The organism is Brachybacterium phenoliresistens, assembly GCF_039530785.1.
GTDB lineage: Bacteria > Actinomycetota > Actinomycetes > Actinomycetales > Dermabacteraceae > Brachybacterium > Brachybacterium phenoliresistens.
Genome location: NZ_BAAAOW010000007.1, coordinates 88,156 through 112,520, shown reverse-complemented (window position 1 = coordinate 112,520; position 24,365 = coordinate 88,156). Strand labels below are relative to the sequence as shown.

Below are 24,365 nucleotides of genomic sequence, written 5' to 3'. Positions count from 1 at the left end.
CTCTGCGCGCCCGGGTCGGGGCGGGTCGGCCCCACGGCTCCCGGGCACGGCATCCCCTGCGAACCTAGGCAGGTCCCGGGCGGGCGTCAAGGGCGGGGCCGCGCCGGGCGGGACCGCTCTGCTACTCTCCTGAACGCCGTTCAGTGAACAACGTTCAGGAGATGTCATGTCCCAGCACGCCCTCGCCCGCCCCGCCCTCGCGCGGCCCGGCGTCCACCTCGCCGATGCCCTCCCCGGAGGCCTGGCCCGGGACGTCCTGCTGGTCCTCGCCGGCACCGCGCTGATCGTCCTCGCCGCGCCGCTGACCATCCCGCTGCCGTTCACCCCCGTGCCGATCGCGCTGTCGACCTTCGCCGTCTTCGCCGTCGGCGCCTCGCTCGGCCCGCTGCGCGGCGTGCTCAGCGCCGCGCTCTACCTGGCGATCGGCGTCGCCGGGGCGCCGGTGTTCTCCGGCGGGCAGAGCGGCGTCGGGATCCCGACCTTCGGATACATCATCGGCTTCGTCATCGCCGCGGCCGTGGTGGGGCGCCTCGCCTCCCACCGGGCGGACCGCCACGTGCCCGGCACCCTCGCGCTCGGCGCCCTGGGCACCCTGGCGATGTACGCGTGCGGGGTGCCGTGGCTGGCGGTGAGCCTGGGCATCGGCCTGCGCGAGGCGATCGTGCTCGGCGTCGTTCCCTTCCTCCTCGGTGACGCGCTGAAGGTGCTCGCGCTCGCGGGCCTGCTGCCCACGGCCTGGAAGCTCGTCGGCGCCCTCCGCCCCGAGACCGCGCCGGAGCGGCGCTGATGCGCTGGGACGACCTCGTCGCCCGGATCCGCGCGGGGCACCGCCTGGAGGCCGAGGAGGCGCTCGCCGTCCTCGCCTGCCCCGAGGAGGAGACCCTGGACCTGGTCGCCGCGGCCTCCCGCCTGCGCCGCGACGCCTTCGGCATGCGGGTGAAGCTGAACTACCTCGTCAGCCTCAAGACGGGGCTGTGCCCCGAGGACTGCGGCTACTGCTCCCAGGCCCTCGGCTCCGCCGCGCCGATCCTGAAGTACAGCTGGCTGGACCCGGCCGAGGCCGTGCGCCAGGCCCGTGCCGGCATCGACGGCGGCGCCGCCCGCGTGTGCCTGGTCGCCAGCGGCCGCGGGCCGATGGACCGCGACGTCGACCGCGTCGCGGGCATCGCCTCCGCGCTCAAGCAGGAGCATCCCGGCGTCGAGGTGTGCGCCTGCCTCGGTCTGTTGAAGGACGGCCAGGCCGAGGCGCTGCGCAGCGCGGGCGTGGACGCCTACAACCACAACGTCAACACCGCCGCGTCCCATCACGAGCAGATCGTGCGCACCCACACCTACGCCGACCGCCTCGCCACCCTGGAGAAGGTCGCGCAGGCCGGCGTCTCCCCGTGCAGCGGCCTGATCATCGGCATGGGGGAGAGCGACGCGCAGATCGTCGAGGCCCTGTTCGCCCTGCGCGACCTCGAGGTCGAGTCCCTGCCCATCAACTTCCTCATCCCCTTCGACGGCACGCCGATGCAGGGCCGATGGGACCTCACGCCCCTGCAGTGCCTGCGGGTCGTGGCGCTGGCCCGCCTGATCCACCCGCGCACGGAGATCCGCCTGGCCGGCGGTCGCGAGCTGCACCTGCGCGGTCTCCAGGGCCTCGCCCTGCACCTGGCCAACTCGATCTTCCTGGGCGACTACCTCACCTCGGAGGGCCAGGCCGCCAGCGCGGATCTCGACATGATCCGCGACGCCGGCTTCACGATCGAGCGGCCGACGGGCGAGCAGCCGGGCGCCTGCGGAGAGGCCGGCAGCGCCTCCCCGTCGGCCGCAGCCCCGAGCCCGCGCCGCCGCGGCGCCGGGACCGACGTCGAGGCCAACGCGTAGTCGCGCGGGCCATCTCGATTCCGCCGGGTGCGCGCTGTACCGCCCGGCAAGCGCGCACTCGGCGGATCTCACCTCACGGCCCGACCTCGGGCGCTCGGTCACCGCTGCGCCGTCCCCCAGATCACGGTGTTGACCGGCCAGACGGGGGAGTGGCGCAGCAGGCCGCGGCGGGCGCGGACGGTCGTGAACCCGGCCGCCTCGATCCGGGCGAGGGTGTCGCGGTGGGGGTCGCAGCCGCCGGCGAGAGCGCCCCAGGGCCGCCGCAGCGCGGACTGCACCCGGCCGCGCAGGCTGCCGGCGGGCGCGGCCACGTGCTCGACGAAGCGGAAGCGGCCGCCGGGGCGCAGCACCCGCACCACCTCGGCGAGGGCGGCCTCGGCGTCGGGGACCGTGCACAGCACCAGCGAGCAGATCACCTCGTCGACGCAGGCATCGGGCAGGGGCAGCGCCTCGGCGGAGACGGGAAGCACCACGACCTCGATCCCGGCCCGGGAGCAGCGCTCGCGCAGGGGATCGTGCATCGTCCGGTTGGGCTCGACGGCGTACAGCCGCGTGCCCTGCGCCAGCCAGTCGAGGTTGGAGCCGCCGCCGGCGCCCAGCTCCACCACGTTCCCGGCCTCGAGGCCGGTGAAGGCCTGATCCTTGTGCGGGCCGGTGCAGTGGTTCATGGCGCGGATCCCGTGGTCCAGCAGCCGGGCGCCGAGCGGCGTCATCCGCCCGTGGTCGATCACGACCTCGTCGTGGGGCAGGACGCTCAGCGGGGCGGTCATCGCCCCACCGTAGCCCCGCCCCCGGGGCCCGTCACGCCTGTGCGGCGGTCCGGGCCCCGGGGTCCGTCACGCCTGCGCGGCGTGCGCGGGCTGCGCGGCGTCCTGCTCCGCTGCGGTGCCGGGCAGGTGCAGGATCTCGCTGGGGTCGTAGCCGGGCCGCCAGGCCCGCACCCAGACGGGGCGCTCGCCCCGGTAGGCCGCCGCGAGCTGCCAGGCGCCGGCGCTGGCGATGCCCATCAGCCGGGACTGCCGCGGGGCGGGATCGGCCGCGGGCGGGGCGGTCGTCCAGCCGATGCGCGCGTGCGGGGTGTCGCAGACGAGGGTGCCGTCCGCGTCGATCCGCGGGGTGCTGACCTGCTGGATCCGGCCGCCGGGCCGCCAGGCCTCCAGCAGCTCCGCCTCCTCGCCGGCGCCGAGGTCGCCGTGCTCGGCCAGGTGCGCGTCCAGCAGGTCGCGCAGTCGCTGCAGGTCCTCGGCGTGCCGGGGATCCGCGGCGAGGTCGTGCATCTCGTGCGGATCGGCGTCGGTGTCGAAGAGCAGCTCGGCGGGCTTGCGCGGGGCGACCAGGGTGCGCTGGGCGGGGGTGAGCCGGTCGGGCGCGTCGCCGGCCCCGCGCTGGGTGGCCTCGGCGAAGGCGAGCTCGCGCAGCTCGGCCCAGGTGGGCAGCGCATCGGGGTACCGGCAGTGCTGCATCGGCGGCCGATCCGGGTGCAGGTTGCGGACGTAGCGGTAGCGGCCCGCGCGCACCGTGCGCACGGTGTCCTCCTGCTCGTCCATGCGGTCGCGGGCCCCGGGCACGCACGCCGGCGCGGGGCGGTGCGCGCCGGTGCGGTCCAGCAGGGGAGCGGCCTGCATCCACGCGGGCACGTCGAGCCCGCACATCTCCAGCATGGTGGGGGCGAGGGCGTAGGTGCCCACCGGCTCGGTGACCGGGCCGGGGGCCAGGCGGCCCGGCCATCGGATGATCATCGGCACCCGCAGGCCCGCCTCGCCGGCCCACCGCTTGTGGCCGGGGAAGCCGGCGCCGTGGTCGCTCCAGAACACCACGATGGTGCTCTCGGCCAGGCCGTCCTCCTCGAGCTGGTCGAGGATCGCGCCGACCTGGTGGTCCATCTCGGTGATGAGGTCGAGGTAGGTCGCCCAGGCGCGGCGGAACGTGGGGGTGTCGGGGTGGTACGGCGGCAGCTGCACGGCGGCGGGGTCGCAGCGGTCGGCCTCGGCCACGTGCGGCGTGGCCTCTCGCAGGGCCTCCGGGTCGAGGTGGACCTGGGACTCGTGGGTGATCATCCCGTGGAAGGCGGCGAAGAACGGCGCGCCCTCGGGGCGGCCGCGCCAGTGCGCGGCGGGGGAGTCGTCGTCGAAGGCGGTGCCCGGCGCCTCGGTCTGGAAGTCGCGGAACCAGTTGTTGGTCGTGTAGTACCCGGCCTCGCGCAGGATCTCCGGCAGCAGCCGCACCTCGTCGGGCAGCACGGCGTTGGAGCGCATGTGCATGGTGCCGATGGAGGTCGGGTGGCAGCCGGTCATGATCGCCGAGCGGGAGGGCGCGCACACCGGCGCGGCCGCGTAGGCGCGGTCGTAGCGGGCGCCCTGCGCCGCGAGGGCGTCCAGGCGCGGGGTGCGGGCCTGCTCGGCCCCCGGCCAGATGCCGGCGTAGGTGCCCAGGTGCGGGTTGATGTCGTGGGTGCTGATCCACAGGATGTTGGGTCGGGTCACGGGGGAGGACCTCACTCGGCGAGGGCGGGCTGGGCGGCGGGGGCGGTCTCGGTGCGCGCCAGCAGGGCGCGGCGGTCCCGGCGGAAGGTGACCTGCAGGCCGGTCAGGACGAGGCCGTTGACCAGCACCACGGCCACGATGGTCCACAGCACCGCGCCCTGGGTGCCGATCGCCCCGGCGACGAAGCCGGTGATCAGCGCGAGGACCGAGTAGCTGATGGACTCCACGATGGAGATCATGAACCCGAAGGCGGTGCCGCGCTGCTCGGGCGGGACGATGGCCATGACGATCGGCCGGTTCAGGATCGGGTTCCAGCCCTGGAACGCGCCCATCAGCGCGAAGAACAGGCTGTACATCCACACGCCGTCGTAGGTGACCTGGGTGGCGAGGAAGGCGAGGCCGCCGAAGGCGAACTGGGACAGCTGCAGCAGGGTGACGCGGCCGTGGTCGGCGCTGAAGCGGTTCGCGATGTCCCCCAGGTAGCCGATGACGATGTTGCCGACCAGGTAACCGATGCCGAAGGGCGCGAAGGCCGCCGTCGCCACCTGGATGGACAGCCCGTGCGCCTCGACCAGGAGCACCACGGCGAAGGCGCCGAGGACGGGGTGCGGGGACAGCAGGCGGCTGATGATGAGCACGACGTAGCTGGGCAGGCGGAACAGGGATGCCACGGTCCGCCAGCTCACACCGTCGTCGGTGGCGGTGGCGGTGGCGGTGGCGGTGGCGGTGGCGGTGGCGGTGGTGGTGCCGGCGCGGTGCTGGTCGGCGCGGCCGTCCATGTAGCCGATGCCCGGGTCGCGGAGGAACAGCAGGATCGCCAGGCCGGCGAGGATGTTGATGACGCCGATGGCGACATAGCCGTAGCGCCAGCCCTGGGGGACATCGGCCAGCTGGCCGAAGAGGGGGCCGAGCAGGGAGCTGCTGATCACCAGCGCCCCGTACACCCAGCCGATCACGCGGCCGCGCTTGGCATCGGGGAAGGAGTCGCCGACGATCGCGGGCAGGAACACGTGCGCGGCCGTGAAGCCGGCGGCGGCGATCGTGTTGAGGATCAGCAGCTGCACGAAGTCCTGGGAGAAGGCGGCGACGATCGCCCAGACGCCCCAGAGCCCGCTGGCGATCGCGAGCACGGTGCGGCGGGCCAGGTAGCGGGTCAGGAACACCCACAGCGGCCCGGAGACGACGCTGACCAGCCGCCCGGCGGCGATCAGGACGCCGAGGGCGCTGGTGGCCAGTCCCAGGGAGGCCGCGATCACCGGGAACAGGGCGCTGAGCAGCCCGCTCTCGGCGGAGTCGGTGATCATCGCGGCGGAGATCAGGGTGACGTTCCGCTTGCGGTGCGGTGCGCCCTGGGGATCGGGGCCGATGGCGGCCGGTGCCATCGGGGAATGCTGAGCGGTCATGAGGTCCTCACGTCGTCGTGGGCGGGATCGGTCGCCGCAATCTACCGAGTACTCGGTAGATAAGCAAGGGATGGCACACTGTCGGGATGGACGAGCCGACCCCCCGCCCCCGCCGCGAGCGCCTCTCCCGGGAGGTCCGGCAGGCCCGCATCCTCGACGCCGCGATCGAGGTCTTCGGCAGGTCGGGCTTCCGCGAGGGCTCCCTGCAGGAGGTGGCGACGGCCGCGGGCATGACGGTGCCGGGCCTGCTGCACTACTACCCGAGCAAGGTCGAGCTCCTCTTCGCCGTGCTCAGCCACTGGCAGGCGCTCCAGACCGCGCTGCTGGAGACCGTCGGCGTCCAGACCACCTTCGAGCGGGGCCGGATGATCCTGCAGCGCAACCTCGAGCACCGCGGCATGATGCGCCTGCGCGTCACCCTCACCGCGGAGACCGCCTCGGAGGACCACCCCGCCCACGAGCGGATGGTCCAGCGCTACCGCGAGACCGCCGCGTCGTTCGAGCACCACCTCGCCGAGGAGATCGCGCGCGGGGACCTGCCCGCGCTCGCCGACGTCCCCGGCACGGCCCGGGCGCTGATCGCCCTGCTCGACTCCCTGCAGATGCAGCACTTCCTCACCCCGGAGGTCGACATCGTGCAGGTGTACGAGACCGGGGCCCGGCGGCTGCTGGGCATGGAGGACCAGCCCACGCGCTCAGCTGGGGGGACGCGGGCCTGAGGGCGCGGCGTCCGATGCGGCGCCGTGCTCGAGGTCGCGGGCGAACGCCTCGAGCACGCTCCGCTCCTCGCGCGTCCCCTCCTCCTGCGCGGGCAGCTGCGCGAGGCGCTGCCGCACGAGCTCGTCGAGGCGGGCGAGACCGGCGGCGCCCAGCACCTCGGCGTACCGGGCCGGGGCGTCGCGGAAGGGCTCGAGGCCGCAGCGCAGCGCCGTGTCCAGCAGCGTCGCGGCGAGCTCGCGGGGATCGGGGCGGGCGGCGCGGCAGGCGCGCAGGTGGATGTCCTCGAGGCGGTGCAGGGTGCGGACGGTCCCGCCGTCGGGGTCCTCGACGGCGGCGCTGCTCTCCTCGAGCAGCCGCAGGCCCTCGCGGGCCAGGCGCGCCGCCGCATCGCCGTGGCCCTCCTCGATCAGCGCCTCGACCAGGTCGAGGGCCTCGTCGATGCGCGCGAAGTGGTCGCCGGCCTCCCGGTGCGGGACGAAGTCCGCGATGAAGAACGCATGCTGCAGGTGGGCGTGCAGCGGCGCGGTGTCGAGGTCGCAGCCGGGACGGCCGCCGGCGGCCAGCTGCAGGCGGGCCCGCAGCTGCGGGTCGCGCTCGCCGGCCAGCAGCAGCTGGTCGACCAGCCAGTCCGGGTCCTGGCGCCGCAGGAACCGGCGCAGCTGGGCGGTGTCCGGCGCCGACGCCGCGCCGTCGATGCGCGGGGCGGGCAGGTCCCCGCGGTGCGCCCGGTCGCGGCAGGTGATCGCGGTGGCGACCAGATGGGCGCAGAAGCTGCCGTCCTGCGCCGGGGGACAGGTGCAGTCCCCGAGCAGCATGCCGTGCTCGCCGATCTCGAGCTCCACCTCGATCAGGCCGGCGCCGGCCGCGACGGCCCGCGCCGAGCACCCGTCGAGGTGCTCGACCCGCATCGCCCCGTCCGCCGCGAGCTCCCGGCCCCGGTGCAGGACCAGGTCGCCGGAGACGGCGCGGAGGTCGGCGTCCGTGATGCCCGCCCACGTCATGCCCCCAGTGTCCTCCTGTTCCCCGCTACCATCCACCCCATGACGAGGATCGCCGCCGACACCCTCTACGAGGTCTCCTACCGCTCCACCTGGGGCGCGGCCGATGGCCCCCTCGGCCACCTCGTGATCCGGCGCCTGGACGACCACGCGATCGTCGCCGAGCATCCCGCCGCGACGGAGGACGAGGCCCGCGCCCTCCTCGACCGCGCCGAGGCGGAGGTGCGCGGCCCGGCCCCGGAGTTCGAGGCGGCCTGGGGCATCGGCCCCGCCTCGGCCGCGGATCCCGGCCCCGACGTGCGGCCCCGTCCCGCGCCCGATGCCGCCGAGCCCGAGCCCGCCGCGCCCGATCCCGCCGGCACCGACTCGCCGGATCGCGCGCCGGCGCCGGGTGATCGCGTGCCGGCGCCGGGGGAGCGCGTCACCGCGCCGGACCCGCGGATCACCGTCCTGCCGGATCCCGCGGACGTGTTCGCGCGGGAGCAGCCGTGGCTGGCGCGCCTCCTGCACCCGCTGGTGTCCGTCGACCTGCGCCTGGCCGACCCGGCCTGGAGCGGGAGCGCGCCGCTGCTGAGCCCGGTCGAGCCCGTCGACGGACTGCTGGGCGAGGAGACCGCCGCGCATCATGATGCCCATGCCGGGACGAACTGGATCTCCTTGCGCCAGCAGGCCGACGGCCGATGGCGGTACCTCGGCGCCCGCGAGCTCTTCGCGCTCGAGGGGCTCGAGGCCCGGGGCGAGGCGGCGATGCCGGGCCTGCGGGACCACTATGCCGAGGCGGAGGCCGAGATCGCGGGCGCCCGAGCCCGCTGGGATCGGCTGGGCGCCCTGGTCTGGGGCGACGAGGAGGATCCCTCGCAGCAGCGGGCGGGCTGGGGGACGGACTTCGCCCTCGTCGATCAGCTGGGCGGCGAGCCCGGGTACGGCAACTGGGCCGGCTTCCCGCCGCCGCCCGCGTACGTCCTGGACGAGAGCGATCCCGTGACGCCGGTGCTGCGTCTGCGTGACGGCCGTCCGTTCGTCTTCCTCGCCGCCACCGCCGGCACCCCGTGGCGCAGCGCGGGCGCCGATGCGATCCTCCTGTTCGTCGAGCCCGGGACGCGCACCGCGGTGCTCACCTTCGACTGGAGCTGAGCCCTCGACCCGGTGCTCCTCGTCGGCGCCCCGGGGCGGCGACTCGCCGTCCTCCCGCAGGGAGCGCGGCGTCATGGTTCTCGGGGACGATGCGGACGTCGGCCCGCCTCCTCACCTGCCCGCGTCCTCCTCCGCATCCAGGTGCCAGGTCCCGCGGTTGCGGCGGAAGGCGCCGGGCGCCTGGCCGTGGGCGCGGCGGAACGCGGTGATGAAGGCGCGGATCTCCGGGTAGCCGCAGGCCCGGGCGATCTGCCCGATGGGCTCCTGCGTCTCCAGCAGCAGGCGCGCGGCCCGCTCCAGGCGCAGGGCGCGCAGGCGGGCCATGATCGGGACGCCGGTGTGGCCGGCGAACATCCGCGCCGCGTGCCGCTCGGACAGGTGCACGACGGCGGCCACGTCCCGCACCCGCAGCGGCCGCTCGAGATTGTCGGCGAGGTAGCGGTCCATCGCGGCGACCGCCGGGGTGGTGCGGTCCGCCGGCACCGCGCCGATGGCGAGATCGGCGTCGCTCGCGAAGGCGCGCGCCGTCTCCAGCACGAGCATCGTCCCCAGCGCCTGCAGCCGTGCCCGATATCCGGAGCGCGGGGTCGCGGCCTCCTCGGCGAGGGCGACGACGACTTCGGGCAGGGTGCCGAGGCTGCGGGAGACCAGCGGCCCGTCGGCCCGGGTGAGGCCGCTCCACCAGCCGCGCTCGCCGATGCCGCTGCCTCCGGCGCCCGGGTCCATCGGCCGCTGCAGCGCCACGCCCCAGAAGGCGATGCCCAGCGGCGCCTCGCGGCTCGAGATGATCTCGTGGACGTCGCCGGGCCGGGCGATGAACACGTCCCCGGCCGTGACCGGATGCGCCGTCCCGTCCACGGTGAACGTGCCCTCGCCGGCGTAGGCCAGGCACACCTCGTGGAAGGAATGGGTGTGCAGCCAGTTGCGCCAGGGCTTGGGCGCGTAGAAGCCCCAGCTGAGGAAGTCCACGCCCACGCCGTCGACCTCGCCGGTCTCCAGGAGTCCGGCGAGGTCGACGATCGCGCCCGCGCGGGCGACCTGCGCGAGGCTCACCGGGTGTGGGCCCGCCCGGTCGGGTCGGTGCCGGCGAGGATCAGGCCCTGGCCCAGCGAATGCGTGTGCTGGTCGCCGATGAGCGTGTCCTCCGGGTCGCGGAACTGGACCAGCCAGGTGGTGCGCGCCTCGTCGGAGACGTTCACCCCGGAGCTGTGCACCGTGAGGTAGGTGAAGAACAGGACGTCGCCGGCCTCCGCCTCCTGCGGGACCAGCTGGTCCTGCGGGAAGTCGGGCAGGTGGTAGCTGCCCTCGGGGTCGTGCTCGCGCGGACCCTCCCGGTGGCTGCCGGGGGCGATGCGCACGCAGCCCTTCGCATCGGGCGCATCGTCGAAGTGGAAGATCGCGGCGGCGACCTTGTGGTTCTCGTGCGGGAAGAACGGGTGGTCCTGGTGGGGCGGGAACGGCGACCCGTTCTCCGGGGGCTTCACGAACATCTTGGTGTGGTGCAGCTGCACGTTCGGGGTGCGCAGGACGGCCGCCGCGACGTCCGTGAACCGCGGGTCCGTGAGCAGGCGGGTGAAGGCGGCGTCGTAGAACTGGGCGTCGTGGAGGTGCTGGAGGCTGGTCATCTGCCCCATGGCGGCCTCGGCGGCGCTGCCCCAGGTCGGGTCGTCCTCGCGCTTCAGGCCCGCCAGCAGCTCGTGGCTGCGGCGGCGGTACTCGGCGGCCTCCTCCTTCGTGAGCAGGCCCTTGACCAGGACGAAGCCCTGCTCGTCGTAGGTGTCGGCCAGAGCGTCCAGGTCGGGGGATCGGGCTTCGAGAGTGGTCATCGTCGACTCTTCCGTGATCGGTGGGCGAACGGTTCTCCGTCCGACCACGAATCTAGGGAACACCCTGCGCGCCCGATAGGCGAGGATCGGACGCCGATGTTCGCCGGACGGACACGCCTTTTCGTCCCCGTGGTCCCACGGGTTCCGGCCGTCGTCGCGGGCACCGGAGGGCCATGCACGGGCTCCGGCCGTGATGTCGGGGTGCCTGGAATACTTCTCCGAGCGCTGCGGGGACATCGAGGACAGGGGGACCGACGTGCTGTACGAGGTGGACGGCGAGCGATTCGAGGTGGAGGAACGGTCGCCCGGGAACTACGCGTACCGGTGGGTCTCGCACCGGGATCCCCAGTACGGCTTCTCCGTCGCTGTGTCCGGGGGCGGCGCGATGACGCCGAGCGGGCACCGCGAGCACATCCGGGAGTTCATCTCACTCGTCGACCCCGTCACCGGCTATATCGAGGACTGAGCGCTCGCAGTCGGCGGAGCCTCGGGTACGGCGGCGATCTCCGGCGCCCCTGGCGTCAGGAGAGGGAAGCGCGTCGCGTCCGCGTCACCGCCGCGCATCGCGCCGCCCCGCCGCGATCGCCGCAGCGAGCGTGACCAGGGACAGGGCGATGAGCACCGCCGCCGGGTGCCACCAGGCCTGGCCGGTGGCGGTGCCGAGGACTCCGGTCAGCAGCGGCACGAAGCCGCTCACCGTCGCCGCGACCGCATAGGCGAAGGACAGCGCCGAGGTGCGGAAGCTGCCGGGGAACAGGTCGCTCATGAGGCCGCCGAGCGCGGCCCAGGACATGGTCGGCAGGATCCCGCCGATCACCATCATCGCCACCAGCACGGAGAAGGTCGCCGAGCCCAGCAGCGCATACATCGGCAGGGCGATCAGCGCCGTCCCGGCCGCGCCGACCCCGACCACGAGCGCGGAGCCGGTGCGCGCGGCGAGCGCCCCGAACAGCGGCACCGTCACCAGCTGCAGCAGCGCGCCGATGGTCGCGGCCGTCAGCAGCTGCATGTACGGGAAGCCCAGCACCTCCGCGCCGTAGTTCATCGTGTACGTGTTCATCAGCGCGTAGGAGCCGATGCCCAGCTGCGCGGCGGCGATCGCCACCAGCAGGGCCATCGGCCGGGTGCGCAGCATGTCCCGCACCGGCGTGCGGTCCCGCCTCCCCTCGCGGGCCATCCGCAGGAACTCCGGGGTCTCCTCGATGCTGCGGCGCAGGTACAGCGAGACCAGCAGCAGCGGGATCGCGAGGAAGAACGGCAGGCGCCAGCCCCAGGAGGCCATGGCCGCCTCCGGCAGGGTCAGCGACAGGACGATGAACACCGCCGCGGAGAGGATGGAGCCGATCGGTGATCCCAGCTGGGGGATCGCGGCGTAGAAGGCGCGCCGCACGGGGCGGGCGTGCTCGGTCGCCAGCAGCACCGATCCGCCCCATTCGCCGCCGAGGCTCACGCCCTGCACCAGGCGCAGCAGCACCAGGCCGATCGCGCCCAGCCAGCCGGCCTGCGCATAGGTGGGCAGCAGGCCGATGAGTCCGGTCGCGACGCCCATCAGCGAGACCGTCCACAGCAGCGTCGCCCGGCGTCCCCGGCGATCGCCCATGTGCCCGAACACGAGCGCCCCCACGGGCCGGATCACGAAGGACACCGCGATGGTCGAGAAGGAGGCGAGGGCGGCGCCGGCCGGGCCCAGCGGCTCGAAGAACAGCGGCCCCACGAAGAACGCCGAGAAGTACGCGTAGAGGTAGAAGTCGAACTGCTCCAGCGAGGTCCCGATCATCGACGCCCAGGCGATCCGCCACGGGGCGCGGCGCGCGGTGGGCGCCGGGGGAGCGAGGGTGGTCATGCGTGCTGCGCCTCCTGCCGCGCGAGGCGCCCGGGAGGGTTCCGGGATGCTCGTCCGCACGGTGCTGGCCAGCCTATTCAGCGCCCGATGCCGGTGGGGTGCGAGGCGATGGGCCTCACACCCCGCGGCGGCGACGCCGGGTGCGCGGCGACGAGCTCGCGGCGCCGGGCTCGGCGCCCGCCGCCGGGCCCGGCGGCGCTCCTCAGTGCACGTACGGCCAGCCGGAGGAGTCGTAGGCCAGCAGGTTGATGCCCAGGCGCGGCGTGCCGGCGTCGTCGTAGTAGTGGTAGAAGAGCACGTCGGAGTCGGCATCGGCCAGCACGGCCTGGTGGCCCGGCCCGTGGATCGAGCCCTGCCCGGCGAGGATCTCGGTGCCGCCGCCCGCGGTCATGGAGGTCCCGGCGCGGTCGCGGTAGGGGCCGGTGACCGAGGTCGAGCGGCCCACCATGACGCGGTAGGTGCTGTCCGCCCCGCGGCAGCAGTAGTCGAAGGACACGAACAGGTAGTAGTAGCCGTTCTTGGCGCGGTGGATGGTCGGCGCCTCGATGGGCCCGCCGCCCCGGCTGGCCAGCGTGTGCATCTCGCTGCCCGAGCGCAGCCCGGTCGAGGAGCTCAGGCGGATCATCCGGATCCCGTCCCAGAAGGAGCCGAACGCCAGCCACCAGGTGCCGGAGGCGTCCACGACCAGCGCCGGGTCGATCGCGTTGAAATCATCGGTGGTGAAGGACTCCACGACCAGGCCGCGGTGCGTCCACGTGCCGCTCGCCCCGGTGGGGCTGGTCGCCACGAAGATCGCCGAGCGGTTCGACCCGAAGCTCGAGGCGGAGTACACAGGTAGAACTGCCCGTTCGCGAAGTGGATCTCGGGCGCCCACAGGTGCCGGCTGCCGCCGGTGTAGGGATCGGCCCAGGGCGTGGCGCCGGGGAACGCGGCGCCGGCCGCGGTCCAGCGCGTGCGGTCGGTGGAGGTGCGCAGCGAGATCCCGTCGCCGGTGCTGGGGAGCAGGTAGGTGCCGCCGGCCGTGCGGATGATCTCCGGATCGTGCACGTCGGTGACGTCCCCGGTGACGATCCCGGGGCCGGGGTAGGCGGCGCTGGCGGACTGCGCGGTGAGCGCGGCGTGGCCGCCCAGCACCGCGGCGGCCATCCCGGCCATGAGGGTGCGTCGCCCGGGGCGGAGGCCGCCGGCCGCCTCGACCGCGGCCGAGGCGGCCGATGCGCGAGACGAAGCGCGGGCAGGTCCGGTGCCGGGCACCGGTGCCCGACCGGGGGTGGCGTGGGGGCGTGATTCCATGGGTCCTCCTCGTCGAGGTGAGCGCGGTCACTCCGCGCGGACGCCAGCTTTGCATCGATGTAAACGGCGCGCAAGAGGTGCGGAGGGCAGAATTTCTATCGATGTATACGCGGGTGCAGGGCGGCGGAGGCTCTCCGGGTGCGCCGGTCGCGGCCCGATCTCCGCTCAGCGGCGGTCGGCGTCGATGTCGCGCCGGTGCGCGCGGACGAGGTCCTCGATCAGTGCGTCCGGCAGCGGGTTCTCCAGGGTGAACCGGATCGCGTGCTGGGTGGTCGAGTAGCCCGCCAGGCGATCGCCCAGCTCCTCGATCGCCCAGCTGGAGGGGTAGAAGCTCATGTGCTTCTTCGAGGCCGTGAAGTACACCAGGGCGCGGCCGCGGTAGCTCAGCGTGGGCATCCCGTAGCTGATCGACTCCTCCACCTCGGGCGCGAGGCGGGTCACGAGCGCGCGGATCCGCTCCAGCTCCGCGCGGACCTCCGGTGCGAGCGGTGCGAGGTAGGCGTCGATGCTCGTCGGCTTCTCGCTCATGCCCCGAGCGTAGTCCCGCGGGGCTCGATCGCGGCGTGTCGGCGGCCTCCGGCCGCTCGTCGGCCCCGAGGTGACCGGAGTTAAGGTCACCGACCCTGTGACCGCCGTCATAGCATCGCGGGCATCCCTCCACTTCTGGTCGCAGTGACCCTAAGGTCGACGCAACTCGTAAAGGTCCCGACGACTTTAAGTGGAGGTGTCCCGGACATGGCCGATGAGGTCTCGCTCGCCGTCTCGACGGTGATCTTCGCGCTGCGCCCCCACCCCCGCACGCGCCGGCCCGTCCTGTGGATCCCGCTGGTGCGGCGCATCCGCGCCCCTCACCAGGGGACATGGGCTCTGCCGGGCGGCCCGCTGGCACCGGACGAGGGCCTCGCCGCATCGGCCGCACGGAACCTGCGCGAGACCACGAAGCTCGCCCCGAGCTACCTCGAGCAGCTCTACGCCTTCGGCAGCCTGGACCGCGCGCCGACCGCCGCCGAGCGCACCGTCTCGGTCGTGTACTGGGCGCTGGTGCGGGCCGACGAGGCCGAGGCCGGCGTGGAGACCCTCAACGTGCGCTGGGTCGTCGCCGACGAGCTGCCCGAGCTGGCCTTCGACCACGCGCTGATCGTCGAGTACGCCCTGTGGCGCCTGCGCAACAAGGTCGAGTACTCCCGCATCGCCGCCGCCTTCCTCGGGGAGACCTTCACCCTCGCCGAGCTGCGCGCCGTCCACGAGGCCGTGCTCCAGAGGACCCTCGACCCCGCCAACTTCCGGCGCCAGATGGAGGCGTCGGGCCGGCTCGTCCCCACCGGCGAGTTCCGCACCGGCGGCCGCCACCGCCCCGCCCAGCTGTACCGCCACGACGAGTCCATCGAGCTCGCCGACAACGGCCCGCTCACCGGCCTCTGACCCCCGCCCCGATCCGCCCCACCCACCCCGAGGAGACACGATGACCACCACCGCATCGGTCGACCTGACCATCCGCGACATCTCCCGCGGCGCCGCCGCCGGCAGCACCTGCTCCACCCAGCTGCTGGACGCCCCCTGGGACGTCGACGCGCGCGACCCCGGCTACGGCCCCGGCGCCTCGATGGCCGATCCGATCCCGGCCGCCTCCCCGCGCCAGGGCGAGATCCCCGCCCAGTACCGCGAGGCGAGCCGCGAGGAGCTCGATGCGCGCATCCGCGCCGCGAAGGCGCAGCTGGGGGAGAAGGTCGTGGTCCTCGGCCACTTCTACCAGCGCGACGAGGTCGTCCAGTACGCCGACTACGTGGGCGACTCCTTCCAGCTCGCCAACGCCGCGAAGGCGCACACCGAGGCGGAGGCGATCATCTTCTGCGGCGTGCACTTCATGGCCGAGACCGCGGATCTGCTCTCCACCCCCGAGCAGGCCGTCATCCTCCCGAACCTCGCCGCCGGCTGCTCGATGGCCGACATGGCCGACATCGACCAGGTCGAGGAGTGCTGGGAGCAGCTCACCGAGATCTACGGGACCGAGCCCGACGCCGAGGGGCGGGTCCCGATCATCCCCGTGACCTACATGAACTCCTCGGCCGCGCTGAAGGGCTTCTGCGGCCGCCACGGCGGGATCGTGTGCACCTCCTCGAACGCCGCGACGGTGCTGGAGTGGGCCTTCGCGCGCGGCCAGCGGGTGCTGTTCTTCCCGGACCAGCACCTGGGCCGCAACACCGCCAAGGCCATGGGCATCGGCCTCGAGCAGATGCCGATGTGGAACCCGCGCAAGGCCCTCGGCGGAAACGACGAGCAGACCCTCCAGGACGCGAAGGTCGTGCTGTGGCACGGCTTCTGCTCGGTGCACAAGCGCTTCACCACCGCGCAGATCGACAAGGCCCGCGCCGAGCACCCGGGCGTGCGCGTGATCGTCCACCCCGAATGCCCGATGCCCGTGGTCGACGCGGCCGACGAGGCCGGCTCCACCGACTACATCCGCAAGGCCATCGAGGGCGCCGCCGAACCGACGACCTTCGCGATCGGCACCGAGATCAACCTCGTCCAGCGCCTGAACGCCCAGCACCCCCAGCACGAGATCTTCTGCCTGGACCCGGTGGTGTGCCCCTGCTCGACGATGTACCGCATCCACCCCGGATACCTCGCCTGGGCGCTCGAGTCGCTGCTGGAGGGCGAGGTCATCAACCGCATCACCGTCTCCGACGACGTCGCCGAGCCCGCGCGCCTGGCGCTGGAGCGGATGCTCGCCGCCAAGCCCGGCTCCGCGGCTCCCGCCCGGGAGACCACCGGGGCGGAGGCCTGACATGACCGCGCGCCGCAGCGCGCCCGGCGCGGCCGCGCCCGAGGAGGCCGTGGACGTGCTGGTCATCGGCTCGGGCATCGCGGGGCTCAGCGCCGCGCTGCGGGCCGATGCCTCCGCCCCCGTGCTCGTGGTGACCAAGGGCGAGCTCACCGACGGCGCCACCCGCCACGCCCAGGGAGGCATCGCCGGAGCCGTCGGCCCGGGGGACACCCCCGCCGCCCACGCGGCGGACACCCTCGCCGCCGGGGCGGGCCTCGCCGAGCCCGAGGCCGTCCGCGTGCTGTGCGAGGAGGGCCCGGAGCGCATCGCGGAGCTCATCGCCCTCGGGGTCGCCTTCGATCGCACCGACGGGCCCGGCAGCCCGCACGCCCTGGGGCTCGAGGGCGCCCATGGGCGCCCCCGCATCCTCCACGCGGGCGGCGACGCGACCGGCCTCGCCATCGAGACCGCGCTGGTCGCGTCCGTCCGCGCCCGCGGCATTCCGGTGCGCGAGCATGCCGCGCTGGTGGACCTGGTGGTCGAGGACGGCGCCGTGCGCGGCGCCCGCTTCCTCGCGGCCGATGGCCGGGAGCTCACCGTCCGGGCCGGGGCGGTGGTCCTGGCCACGGGCGGCGCCGGGCAGCTCTACGCCCACACCACGAACCCCGCGGTCGCCACCGGGGACGGGATGGCCGCCGCCCGGCGCGCCGGCGCCCGGCTGGCCGATCTCGAGTTCTGCCAGTTCCATCCGACGGCGCTCGCCGCCGGGAGCGGCGCGGGATCGTTCCTCGTCTCCGAGGCGGTGCGCGGCGAGGGAGCGCTGCTGCGCGACGTCCACGGCGACCGGTTCATGCCCCGGATCGACCCGCGGGCCGAGCTCGCCCCGCGCGACGTCGTCGCCCGCGCGATCGTGCAGGTCATGCAGGCGCAGGGCGGGCGGCCCGTGCTGCTGGACGCCACCGCCATCGGCCCCGCCGGCATCGACGCGGACGAGCGGGCGCGGCTGCTGGCGCGCCGCTTCCCGACCATCGACGCCGCGGTGCGCGCGGCCGGCTTCGAGTGGGCGCGCGAGGGCGTGCCCGTCACCCCGGCGGCGCACTACATGATGGGCGGGATCCTCACCGATCTCGACGGCCGCACCACCGTGCCGGGCCTGTTCGCGGCGGGGGAGTGCGCCCGCACCGGCGTGCACGGCGCGAACCGCCTCGCCTCGAACTCCCTGCTCGAGGGCACCGTCTTCGGCGCCCGCGCGGCCGATGCCGCCCTCGCCGAGGCGCGGACCGCCGCCGCCGTCACCGCGCGTTCCCTCGCCGCGGCCGAGCGTCCGCAGCTCGCCGAGGCAACCGTCCCCGACCATCGCAGCACCGCTCGGCCCGGCACCGCGGAGGCCGGCACCGCCCCCGGAGCATCGGCCGGCCGGGACTGGACCCGCGCCCAGCTGCAGGAGCTCATGTGGCGGCAGGTCGGCCTGCTGCGCACCGGCGCGGAGCTGGAGGAGGCCGCCCGCATCCTCGCGACCTGGGCCCCGCCCGCGCCGACCACGATCGACGCGCTCGAGGACCGCAACCTCCTGCACCTGGCCCGCTGCGTCGTCGAGGCGGCGCTCGCCCGACCCGGCTCCGTCGGCGCGCACCACCGCCGGGATGCGGCCGATGATCCGGCCCCGGCGCACCCGCAGGGCGCCCCCGGGCGCGACGCCGCGCCGGCCGCCGCGGGGGAGCCCGACCCGAGCTTCCCGCGCCGGGACGAGCTCGTCGATCTCCCGCCCCTCCCGTTCCCTCGACCCCTGCAGCCCACGCGCTGATCCCGCCCTGGAGGCCCCATGCTCACCCCTGCCCACATCGACCGTGTCGTCGCCGCGGCCCTCGCCGAGGACGCCCCCTGGGGCGACGCGACCGGCGAGGCGTTCCTGCCCGCGACCGCCCGGGCCCGGGCCGAGCTGCGCGCCCGCGAGGCCGGAGTGCTCGCCGGCGCCGAGGTGTTCGCCGCCGCGTTCCGCCTCACCGACCCGGCCGTGCAGGTGACCCTGCACGCCGCCGACGGCGACGCCTTCGCCGCCGGGGACGTCCTGGCCGCCGTCGAGGGGCCGGCCCGCGCCGTCGTCCAGGCCGAGCGGATCGCCCTGAACTTCACCCAGCGCATGTCCGGCATCGCCACCCTCACCCGGGCGTTCGTCGACGCCGTCGCCGGCACGGGCGCGCGGATCACCGACACCCGCAAGACCACGCCGGGCCTGCGCGCCGTCGAGCGGCACGCGGTGCGCGCCGGCGGCGGCATCAACCACCGTTTCTCCCTCTCGGACGCGGTGATGGCCAAGGACAACCACCTCGCCGTGCTGCGCGAGCAGGGCCTGGACCTCACCGGCGCGATCCGTGCGGCCCGCGAGCGCCTGGGCCACACCACGCGGATGGAGGTCGAGGTCGACCGCCTCGACCAGATCGAGCCGGTGATCGCCGGCGGCGTCGACGTGATCATGCTCGACAACTTCTCCCTCGAGGACCTGGTCCGCGGCGTCGAGATCGTCGCCGGCCGCGCCGTCGTCGAGGCCAGCGGGAACGTCACCCTGGAGACCGTCGGCGCGATCGCCCGCACGGGCGTGGACGTGATCTCCTCCGGGGCGCTCACCCATTCGGTGCGCAGCCTCGACCTGGGGCTGGACGTGCAGGTCCGCGCCGGGGACCCTGCCGACCGGGCGGCGTCCTGAGCATGCTGTACCTCGACAACGCCGCCACCACGCCGGTGCGCCGGGAAGCCCTCGAGGCGGCCTGGCCGTACCTCACCGGCACCTTCGGCAACCCGTCCAGCCACCACACGGCCGGGGAGGCTGCGGCCGCCGGGCTCGAGGACGCCCGCCGCCGGGCCGCCGCGGTGCTCGGCGTGCGGCGCAGCGACGTCGTCTTCACCAGCGGCGGCACCGAGGGCGCGAACCTCGCCATCAAGGGGCTCGCCCTCGCCGCCCCGCGCGGCCGCCACCTGGTGACCTCGCCGATCGAGCACGAGGCCGTGCTCGAGAGCGTCGATCACCTGGCGCGGATGCACGGGTTCGAGGTCTCCTTCGCCGGGGTCGGCGCCGACGGGGTCGTCACGCCCGACGCCCTGCGCGCCGTGCTGCGCCCGGACACGACCCTGGTCTCCCTCGCCTACGCCAACAACGAGATCGGCGCGGTCGCGGACATCCCCGCGCTCGCCGACGCCGCGCACGAGGTCGGCGCCCTGCTGCACACCGACGCGGTGCAGGCCGCCGGGTTCCTGGACCTGCGGGGCCTGGGGGCCGATGCGATCACGCTGTCCGGCCACAAGCTCGGCGCCCCCAAGGGCACGGGCCTGGCGATGATCCGCGGGCGCCTTCCGCTGGAGCCGGTGATCCACGGCGGCGGCCAGGAGTCCGGGCGCCGGTCCGGGACCGAGAACGTCGCCTTCGCCGTCGCGCTCGCCGTCGCTCTCGAGCTGGCCGAGGCGGAGCGGGAGGAGAAGGCCGCGCGCCTGGCCGCGCTGCGGGACCGGCTGATCGGTCGGGTCCTGGCGGCCTACGACGGCGCCCTGCTCACCGGGCCCCGCGCGCCGCGGCATCCCGCCCATGCCTCGTTCTGCTTCCCCGGCGTCAGCGGCGAATCGATCCTGCTGGACCTCGAGGAGCGCGGCGTCATCGCCTCGAGCGGATCGGCCTGCGCGGCCGGCAGCGACGAGCCCTCGCACGTGCTCACGGCGCTCGGCATCGACCGGGAGATCGCGCAGACCGCCGTGCGCCTCACGCTCGCCCCGACCACCACCCCCGAGGACGTGGACCGCGCGGCCGCCGCCGTCGAGGACGTGCTCGGCGGGCGCTGAGCGGCGCGGCTCGCTGAGCCTCGCGCCCGCCGGGATCGAGATCCCGCCGACCGGTCAGACGGTCGCGGCCTGCCAGGCGCGCACCGCCTCGGTCACCTCGTGGCCGAGCATGCTGGTGCGGTCGCGATCGCGGTACCGGGACGCCGAGCCCCGGGCGACGGGGGCGGAGGCGTCGATCGCCCGGGCCAGATCATCCAGCGCATCGGGCCCGCGGCGCAGATATGCGCGGCGCTCGGACAGGTTCAGGACGATGAGCACGCTGTAGCCGAAGGACCGGTGCTCGCAGTGGGCCTCGAGGAGCAGCTCCTCGTCCTCCTGCAGCAGGTACCAGGATCCTTCGCGATGATCGATCACCTTCATCCCGTCATGCTTCCATCGGGAGGCAGCCGCTCCCAGGCCGCCGGGGCGCCGTGACCGTTCCGTTGCCGACGCCGGTCATGCCCTCCGAGGGATCAGATCCAGCCGCGGCGGCGGAAGGCGGCGTACAGGGCGACGGCGACGGCCAGCATCATCACCAGGGCGAAGGGATAGCCGTACGCCCAGTGCAGCTCGGGCATGCGGTCGAAGTTCATCCCGTACACGGTGCCGACGATCTGCGGGGCGAAGAGGATCGCCGCCCAGGCGGAGATCTTCTTGACCTCCTCGCCCTGGGCCACGCTGAGCTCGCTGAGCTTCTGCATCTCCTCGTTCTGCGCCTGAGCGACGAGCGTGGCGTTCACGGTGAGGATGTCGCGCAGCATCTCGCGGAACCCGCTCACGTGCTCGACGACCTGCACCAGGTGGTCCTCGACATCGCGCAGGTAGCGCTGGAGCTCCTCGTCGGTGCCGTACTTCTGGAAGCCGGCGCCCAGGCTGCTCAGCACTGCCAGCAGGGGCTTGGTGGCGCGCTCGAACTCGATCACCTCGCGGGAGAGCTCGTAGATGCGTCGCGAGACCCCGGGGTCGCGCAGGAACACCTGGGTCTCGATCTCGTCGATGTCGTTGGACAGCCCCGCGACGACCGGTGCATAGCCGTCGACCACCCGGTCCAGGACCGCGTAGAGGATCGCCTCCGGCCCCAGGCGCAGCAGCTCGGGGTTGGACTCCAGGCGGCGGCGCACGGCGGAGAGGTCCGGGGACTCGCTGTGCCGGACGGTGAGCACGAAGTCGGGGCCGACGAAGAGGTGCACCTCCCCGAACTCGACCTCCTCGACGTCGTCGAGGTAGCGGGCGGCGCGCAGCACCACGAACAGGGTGTCGTCGTACCGCTCGATCTTGGGGCGCTGATGGGCGAGGATCGCGTCCTCGACGGCCAGCTCGTGCAGGTCGAACTCCGCGGCCAGGCTCGCCAGGTCGTCCTGCCTCGGGCGGTAGAGGCCGATCCAGCCCACCGCGTCCTCCTGGGAGCGCAGCGCCCGGTACGAGTCGGCGAGGCAGGCGGGGGATGCGATGCGCGCCCCGTCGACGTACACGGCGCTGTCGACGATGCTCGACTCGGCGCGGGATCCCGCGGGCGTCTCCCGGCGCGGGTCCTCCGCATCCGCGGGCGCATCGGTCGTTCCCGCGGAGGTGATGAGGTCCGGCTCGAGGCGGCGCCGGCGTCGGCGAATCCGGGAGAAGGGCAGCTCAGGCAAGGTCCACGTCCCGTCCATAGATCGCTCGGGCCCTGGTCCGGGGCGGACGGGGCCCGCGACAGGATAGGCGCGGCGACTGGGAGCGGCATGCCGCGCAGGCGGCGCAGGGCTCAGGACGCGCCGAGGGCGACGCGGCGGGGGGATTCCCCGGAGGCCTCGCGCTGCGGGGGAGTTCCCTCTCAGAGCGCCCAGGCGAGGAAGTCCTCGGCGACCAGGACGGGCTTGCCCCATTTCGCGGCGTTGCGGGACTTGGCGGACTGGCTGCCGCGCTCGGCGACGACCAGGACATCGGTCCGGGTCTTGGTCACGTTCGCGACCGGGAGCAGACCGCGCCGGGCGGCGATCTGCTCCATCTCCTCCCGCTCGAGCACGCCGTGGTCGGGGTGGACGACGGTGCCGGTGAAGCACACCCGCACCCCCGGCTGCAGCAGCGTCGCGAGGTCGGGCGGGCCCTCGAGCTGCAGGTCCGCGGGCAGCACCGTCACCCCGTAGTGGGACTCGACCTCGCGCAGACGGTCCACCGCGACCTGGTCGGCGTCGATCACCCGCTCCCATGCCGCGGCCAGGGACTGCGCGAGCAGGTGGGCGGCGTCGTCCTCGGCCGAGACGTTGCCGCCGACGACGAAGCCCGTCGGGCCGTCCGTCCCGGCGGCGCCGGTGGTGCGGGCCAGCAGGTAGCCGTGCCCGCGCGGAAGCTGCGGGAACACCTGGCCGACGGGGGACAGCAGCGGCAGGCTCGTCGCATCGGTCGCATCGGTCGCATCGGTCGCATCGGTCGCATCGGCCGCATCGGTCGCATCGGTCGCCTCGCGGCGCAGCCGCAGCGCCGCGTCGCGCACGGCCCGCGCCCGGTCCAGGGCCGTGCCGGTGCGCAGGGCGGTGCGCTCGGCGAGGGTGAGCTCGGCGGCGGGCAGCTCGACGCCCATCGGCATCGGCTCGAGGCGGCCGTTGCGCTTGAGCTCGAAATCGATGTGCCCCAGCAGCTCGTCGATCCCGACGCCCACGCCGACGCGGCCCGCCAGCAGCGGGGACAGCGCCGGCCAGGCCTCGGCGAGTACGGGCGCCAGCTGCACGTCGCGGGTGGTGATGCCGTGCTCCGTGCGCGCCCGGTACAGGTCCATGGTCGGGTTGACGACGGTGGAGGCCTCGTCGCCGTCATCGGTGACCACGGCGATCTCCACGGGCCGCGGCCGGAAGCGGTCGCCGCGCTCGCCGACCATGAGCGCGGCGAGGTACACCTCGCCCAGGGCGTCCTCCGGCGGGGCCGATGCGGTGAGGAACCGCCGCACCCGCGGGTCCGTCTTGAGGTCCCGGGGCAGCACGTCGCGGCGCAGCACCAGGCCCTCCAGGCTCGTGCACCGGCTCAGCGCCACGTACAGCTGGCCGTTGGCGAAGGTGCCGCCGGTGAGGTCGACGACCACCCGGTCCAGGGTCTGCCCCTGGGACTTGTGGATGGTGATGGCCCAGGCCAGCTTCATCGGCAGCTGGGTGAAGCTGCCGACGACGTCGTGGAGCAGCTGCCCGCCCTCGACCCGCGGCCGGGTCACGTCCCAGGTGTGCGGGCGGACCTCGACCTCCTCGCCCTCGCGCAGGCGGACATCCACCGCCGGACCGTCCGCATCGCGGCGGATCCGGGTGATGCGGCCGATGCTCCCGTTGACCCACCGGTCCGAGGGGTCGTTGCTGAGCATCATGACCTGGGCGCCCTCGGCGAGCTCCAGGAGGGCGTCGGTGGGCTGCTCGAAGCCGTCCAGGTCGCCGCGGATCTCGGCGGCGAACGGGTGGACGGGCCCGGGCAGCTGCGCGAGCATGCGCGCGTTGCGGCTCTTCACGATGGAGTTGGTGGTCGCGAGGGTCAGCCAGAACTCGTGCTCGGCCGGCTCGAAGTCCCGGTCGGTGCGGGTGTTCAGCCGGGCGCGGGCGTCCTCCAGCAGCGCCCCCTCGCGCACCTGGTTCAGCAGGTCCACCAGGTGCGCGTCGCCGATCTGCCGGAACACGGTGGTCAGCTCGACGACGGGGAAGGCGTCGCGGTCGAAGTGCCGGGCGGAGAAGAAGTACGGGCTGCCGAAGCGCTCCTGGATGAACCCGGCCTCGGAGTCCCGCACCACCGGCGGCAGCTGGTACAGGTCCCCGACCAGCACCAGCTGCACCCCGCCGAAGGGTGCGCCGGGCTTCGGCCCGAACCGTTCGAGCGCCGCGACGAGGGCGTCGAACAGGTCCGCACGAACCATCGACGCCTCGTCGACGATCAGCACCTCGAGCTCGGCGAGGGTCCGGGCGAAGCGCCCCGGGAAGTACCGGGGCCCGCGGACGGTCTCCTCGCTGACCCCCGGCGGGAACGAGAACAGCCGATGGATCGTGTACCCGTCCACGGTGAGGGCCGCGATCCCGGTGGGGGCCACGGTCACTGCCCGCCGGACCGTGCGCTCCAGGAACAGGCGGATCAGCGTCGACTTGCCCGTGCCCGCGCGGCCGGTGAGGAACATGCTCCGCCCCGAGAGCAGCAGGTCCAGCGCCGTGCGGAACTCGTCGGTCATCGTCAGCGGGGAGCCCATGGGAGCCATTGTCCCCGAGGCCCCCGCCGCGCGGAG

21 protein-coding genes and 1 pseudogene are annotated in these 24,365 nt (G+C 74.2%); 10 read left to right on the top strand and 12 right to left on the bottom strand.

Annotated elements, in window-relative coordinates; translation table 11 throughout:
* Positions 1-166 precede the first annotated feature (166 nt).
* Together ABD234_RS14545 and bioB are read left to right on the top strand one after the other, a co-directional pair.
* Positions 167-787, top strand: coding sequence for a biotin transporter BioY (locus tag ABD234_RS14545; RefSeq protein ID WP_344357611.1), 621 nt, complete (start codon positions 167-169; stop codon positions 785-787).
* Positions 787-1,869, top strand: a complete 1,083-nt coding sequence (bioB, locus tag ABD234_RS14540) for a biotin synthase BioB (RefSeq protein ID WP_344357608.1) — start codon at positions 787-789, stop codon at positions 1,867-1,869. Before ABD234_RS14545 ends, bioB begins: the two co-directional genes overlap by 1 nt.
* A 98-nt stretch (positions 1,870-1,967) precedes the next feature.
* Here bioB and ABD234_RS14535 read toward each other — a convergent pair whose 3' ends face one another.
* From ABD234_RS14535 to ABD234_RS14525, 3 genes are all read right to left on the bottom strand, one after another.
* Positions 1,968-2,639: a class I SAM-dependent methyltransferase gene (locus ABD234_RS14535; RefSeq protein ID WP_344357605.1), complete on the bottom strand. Its 672-nt coding sequence runs from the start codon at positions 2,637-2,639 to the stop codon at positions 1,968-1,970.
* A 66-nt stretch (positions 2,640-2,705) separates the two neighbouring features.
* Positions 2,706-4,352, bottom strand: coding sequence for a sulfatase family protein (locus ABD234_RS14530; protein WP_344357603.1), 1,647 nt, complete (start codon positions 4,350-4,352; stop codon positions 2,706-2,708).
* 11 nt (positions 4,353-4,363) lie between these two features.
* Positions 4,364-5,755 carry an MFS transporter gene (locus ABD234_RS14525; protein ID WP_344357600.1) on the bottom strand — a complete coding sequence of 464 codons (1,392 nt, stop codon included), beginning with the start codon at positions 5,753-5,755 and terminating at the stop codon, positions 4,364-4,366.
* 86 nt (positions 5,756-5,841) lie between these two features.
* On the opposite strand from ABD234_RS14525, the gene ABD234_RS14520 reads away from it, so the two are divergent.
* Complete coding sequence (locus tag ABD234_RS14520) at positions 5,842-6,474, top strand: TetR/AcrR family transcriptional regulator (RefSeq protein ID WP_344357597.1); 633 nt, start codon at positions 5,842-5,844, stop codon at positions 6,472-6,474.
* Here the strand turns inward: ABD234_RS14520 and ABD234_RS14515 are convergent.
* Positions 6,451-7,476, bottom strand: coding sequence for an SWIM zinc finger family protein (locus ABD234_RS14515; RefSeq protein ID WP_344357594.1), 1,026 nt, complete (start codon positions 7,474-7,476; stop codon positions 6,451-6,453). The two genes, ABD234_RS14520 and ABD234_RS14515, sit on opposite strands and share 24 nt — an antisense overlap.
* Before the next feature lie 39 nt (positions 7,477-7,515).
* Between ABD234_RS14515 and ABD234_RS14510 the strand changes: the two genes are divergently transcribed.
* Positions 7,516-8,607 carry a hypothetical protein gene (locus ABD234_RS14510; RefSeq protein ID WP_344357591.1) on the top strand — a complete coding sequence of 364 codons (1,092 nt, stop codon included), beginning with the start codon at positions 7,516-7,518 and terminating at the stop codon, positions 8,605-8,607.
* 111 nt (positions 8,608-8,718) lie between these two features.
* Here ABD234_RS14510 and ABD234_RS14505 read toward each other — a convergent pair whose 3' ends face one another.
* On the bottom strand, positions 8,719-9,660 hold the full coding sequence (locus tag ABD234_RS14505; protein WP_344357589.1) for an AraC family transcriptional regulator: 942 nt from the start codon (positions 9,658-9,660) through the stop codon (positions 8,719-8,721).
* A complete protein-coding gene (locus tag ABD234_RS14500; RefSeq protein WP_038372171.1) occupies positions 9,657-10,433 on the bottom strand; it encodes a phytanoyl-CoA dioxygenase family protein in 777 nt (258 codons plus the stop codon). The genes ABD234_RS14505 and ABD234_RS14500 overlap by 4 nt, the downstream gene beginning before the upstream one ends.
* Positions 10,434-10,689: 256 nt before the next feature.
* Here ABD234_RS14500 and ABD234_RS14495 point away from each other — a divergent pair, with 256 nt between their 5' ends.
* Complete coding sequence (locus tag ABD234_RS14495) at positions 10,690-10,899, top strand: hypothetical protein (RefSeq protein WP_156954107.1); 210 nt, start codon at positions 10,690-10,692, stop codon at positions 10,897-10,899.
* An 84-nt stretch (positions 10,900-10,983) separates the two neighbouring features.
* On the opposite strand, the gene ABD234_RS14490 is transcribed toward ABD234_RS14495, so the two are convergent.
* The 3 genes and pseudogenes from ABD234_RS14490 to ABD234_RS14480 all read right to left on the bottom strand — a co-directional run bounded on the left by ABD234_RS14490 (position 10,984) and on the right by ABD234_RS14480 (position 14,097).
* Positions 10,984-12,276 (bottom strand): MFS transporter, encoded by a 1,293-nt coding sequence (locus ABD234_RS14490; protein ID WP_344357585.1) that lies wholly within the window; start codon positions 12,274-12,276, stop codon positions 10,984-10,986.
* A gap of 202 nt (positions 12,277-12,478) precedes the next feature.
* Positions 12,479-13,422 (bottom strand): annotated as a pseudogene (locus tag ABD234_RS14485) (arabinan endo-1,5-alpha-L-arabinosidase).
* A gap of 312 nt (positions 13,423-13,734) precedes the next feature.
* Positions 13,735-14,097 (bottom strand): iron chaperone, encoded by a 363-nt coding sequence (locus tag ABD234_RS14480; RefSeq protein ID WP_344357582.1) that lies wholly within the window; start codon positions 14,095-14,097, stop codon positions 13,735-13,737.
* Between the two features lie 207 nt (positions 14,098-14,304).
* Between ABD234_RS14480 and ABD234_RS14475 the strand changes: the two genes are divergently transcribed.
* From ABD234_RS14475 to ABD234_RS14455, 5 genes are read left to right on the top strand one after another with little or no spacing between them, the layout of a single operon-like run.
* Positions 14,305-14,991, top strand: coding sequence for an NUDIX hydrolase (locus tag ABD234_RS14475; protein WP_038372162.1), 687 nt, complete (start codon positions 14,305-14,307; stop codon positions 14,989-14,991).
* 40 nt (positions 14,992-15,031) lie between these two features.
* Positions 15,032-16,354, top strand: a complete 1,323-nt coding sequence (gene nadA, locus ABD234_RS14470; protein WP_344357579.1) for a quinolinate synthase NadA — start codon at positions 15,032-15,034, stop codon at positions 16,352-16,354.
* A 1-nt stretch (position 16,355) separates the two neighbouring features.
* Positions 16,356-18,137, top strand: a complete 1,782-nt coding sequence (gene nadB / locus ABD234_RS14465; RefSeq protein ID WP_344357576.1) for an L-aspartate oxidase — start codon at positions 16,356-16,358, stop codon at positions 18,135-18,137.
* A gap of 18 nt (positions 18,138-18,155) precedes the next feature.
* Positions 18,156-19,037 (top strand): carboxylating nicotinate-nucleotide diphosphorylase, encoded by an 882-nt coding sequence (nadC, locus tag ABD234_RS14460; protein ID WP_038372159.1) that lies wholly within the window; start codon positions 18,156-18,158, stop codon positions 19,035-19,037.
* Between the two features lie 2 nt (positions 19,038-19,039).
* Complete coding sequence (locus ABD234_RS14455; protein WP_344357573.1) at positions 19,040-20,161, top strand: cysteine desulfurase family protein; 1,122 nt, start codon at positions 19,040-19,042, stop codon at positions 20,159-20,161.
* Between the two features lie 54 nt (positions 20,162-20,215).
* Here the strand turns inward: ABD234_RS14455 and ABD234_RS14450 are convergent, their stop codons facing one another.
* From ABD234_RS14450 to ABD234_RS14440, 3 genes are all read right to left on the bottom strand, one after another.
* Positions 20,216-20,521, bottom strand: a complete 306-nt coding sequence (locus ABD234_RS14450) for a hypothetical protein (protein WP_051486767.1) — start codon at positions 20,519-20,521, stop codon at positions 20,216-20,218.
* A gap of 92 nt (positions 20,522-20,613) precedes the next feature.
* Positions 20,614-21,774, bottom strand: coding sequence for a magnesium and cobalt transport protein CorA (locus tag ABD234_RS14445; RefSeq protein ID WP_425546794.1), 1,161 nt, complete (start codon positions 21,772-21,774; stop codon positions 20,614-20,616).
* A 179-nt stretch (positions 21,775-21,953) separates the two neighbouring features.
* Positions 21,954-24,329: an AAA family ATPase gene (locus ABD234_RS14440; protein WP_344357570.1), complete on the bottom strand. Its 2,376-nt coding sequence runs from the start codon at positions 24,327-24,329 to the stop codon at positions 21,954-21,956.
* Positions 24,330-24,365 lie beyond the last annotated feature (36 nt).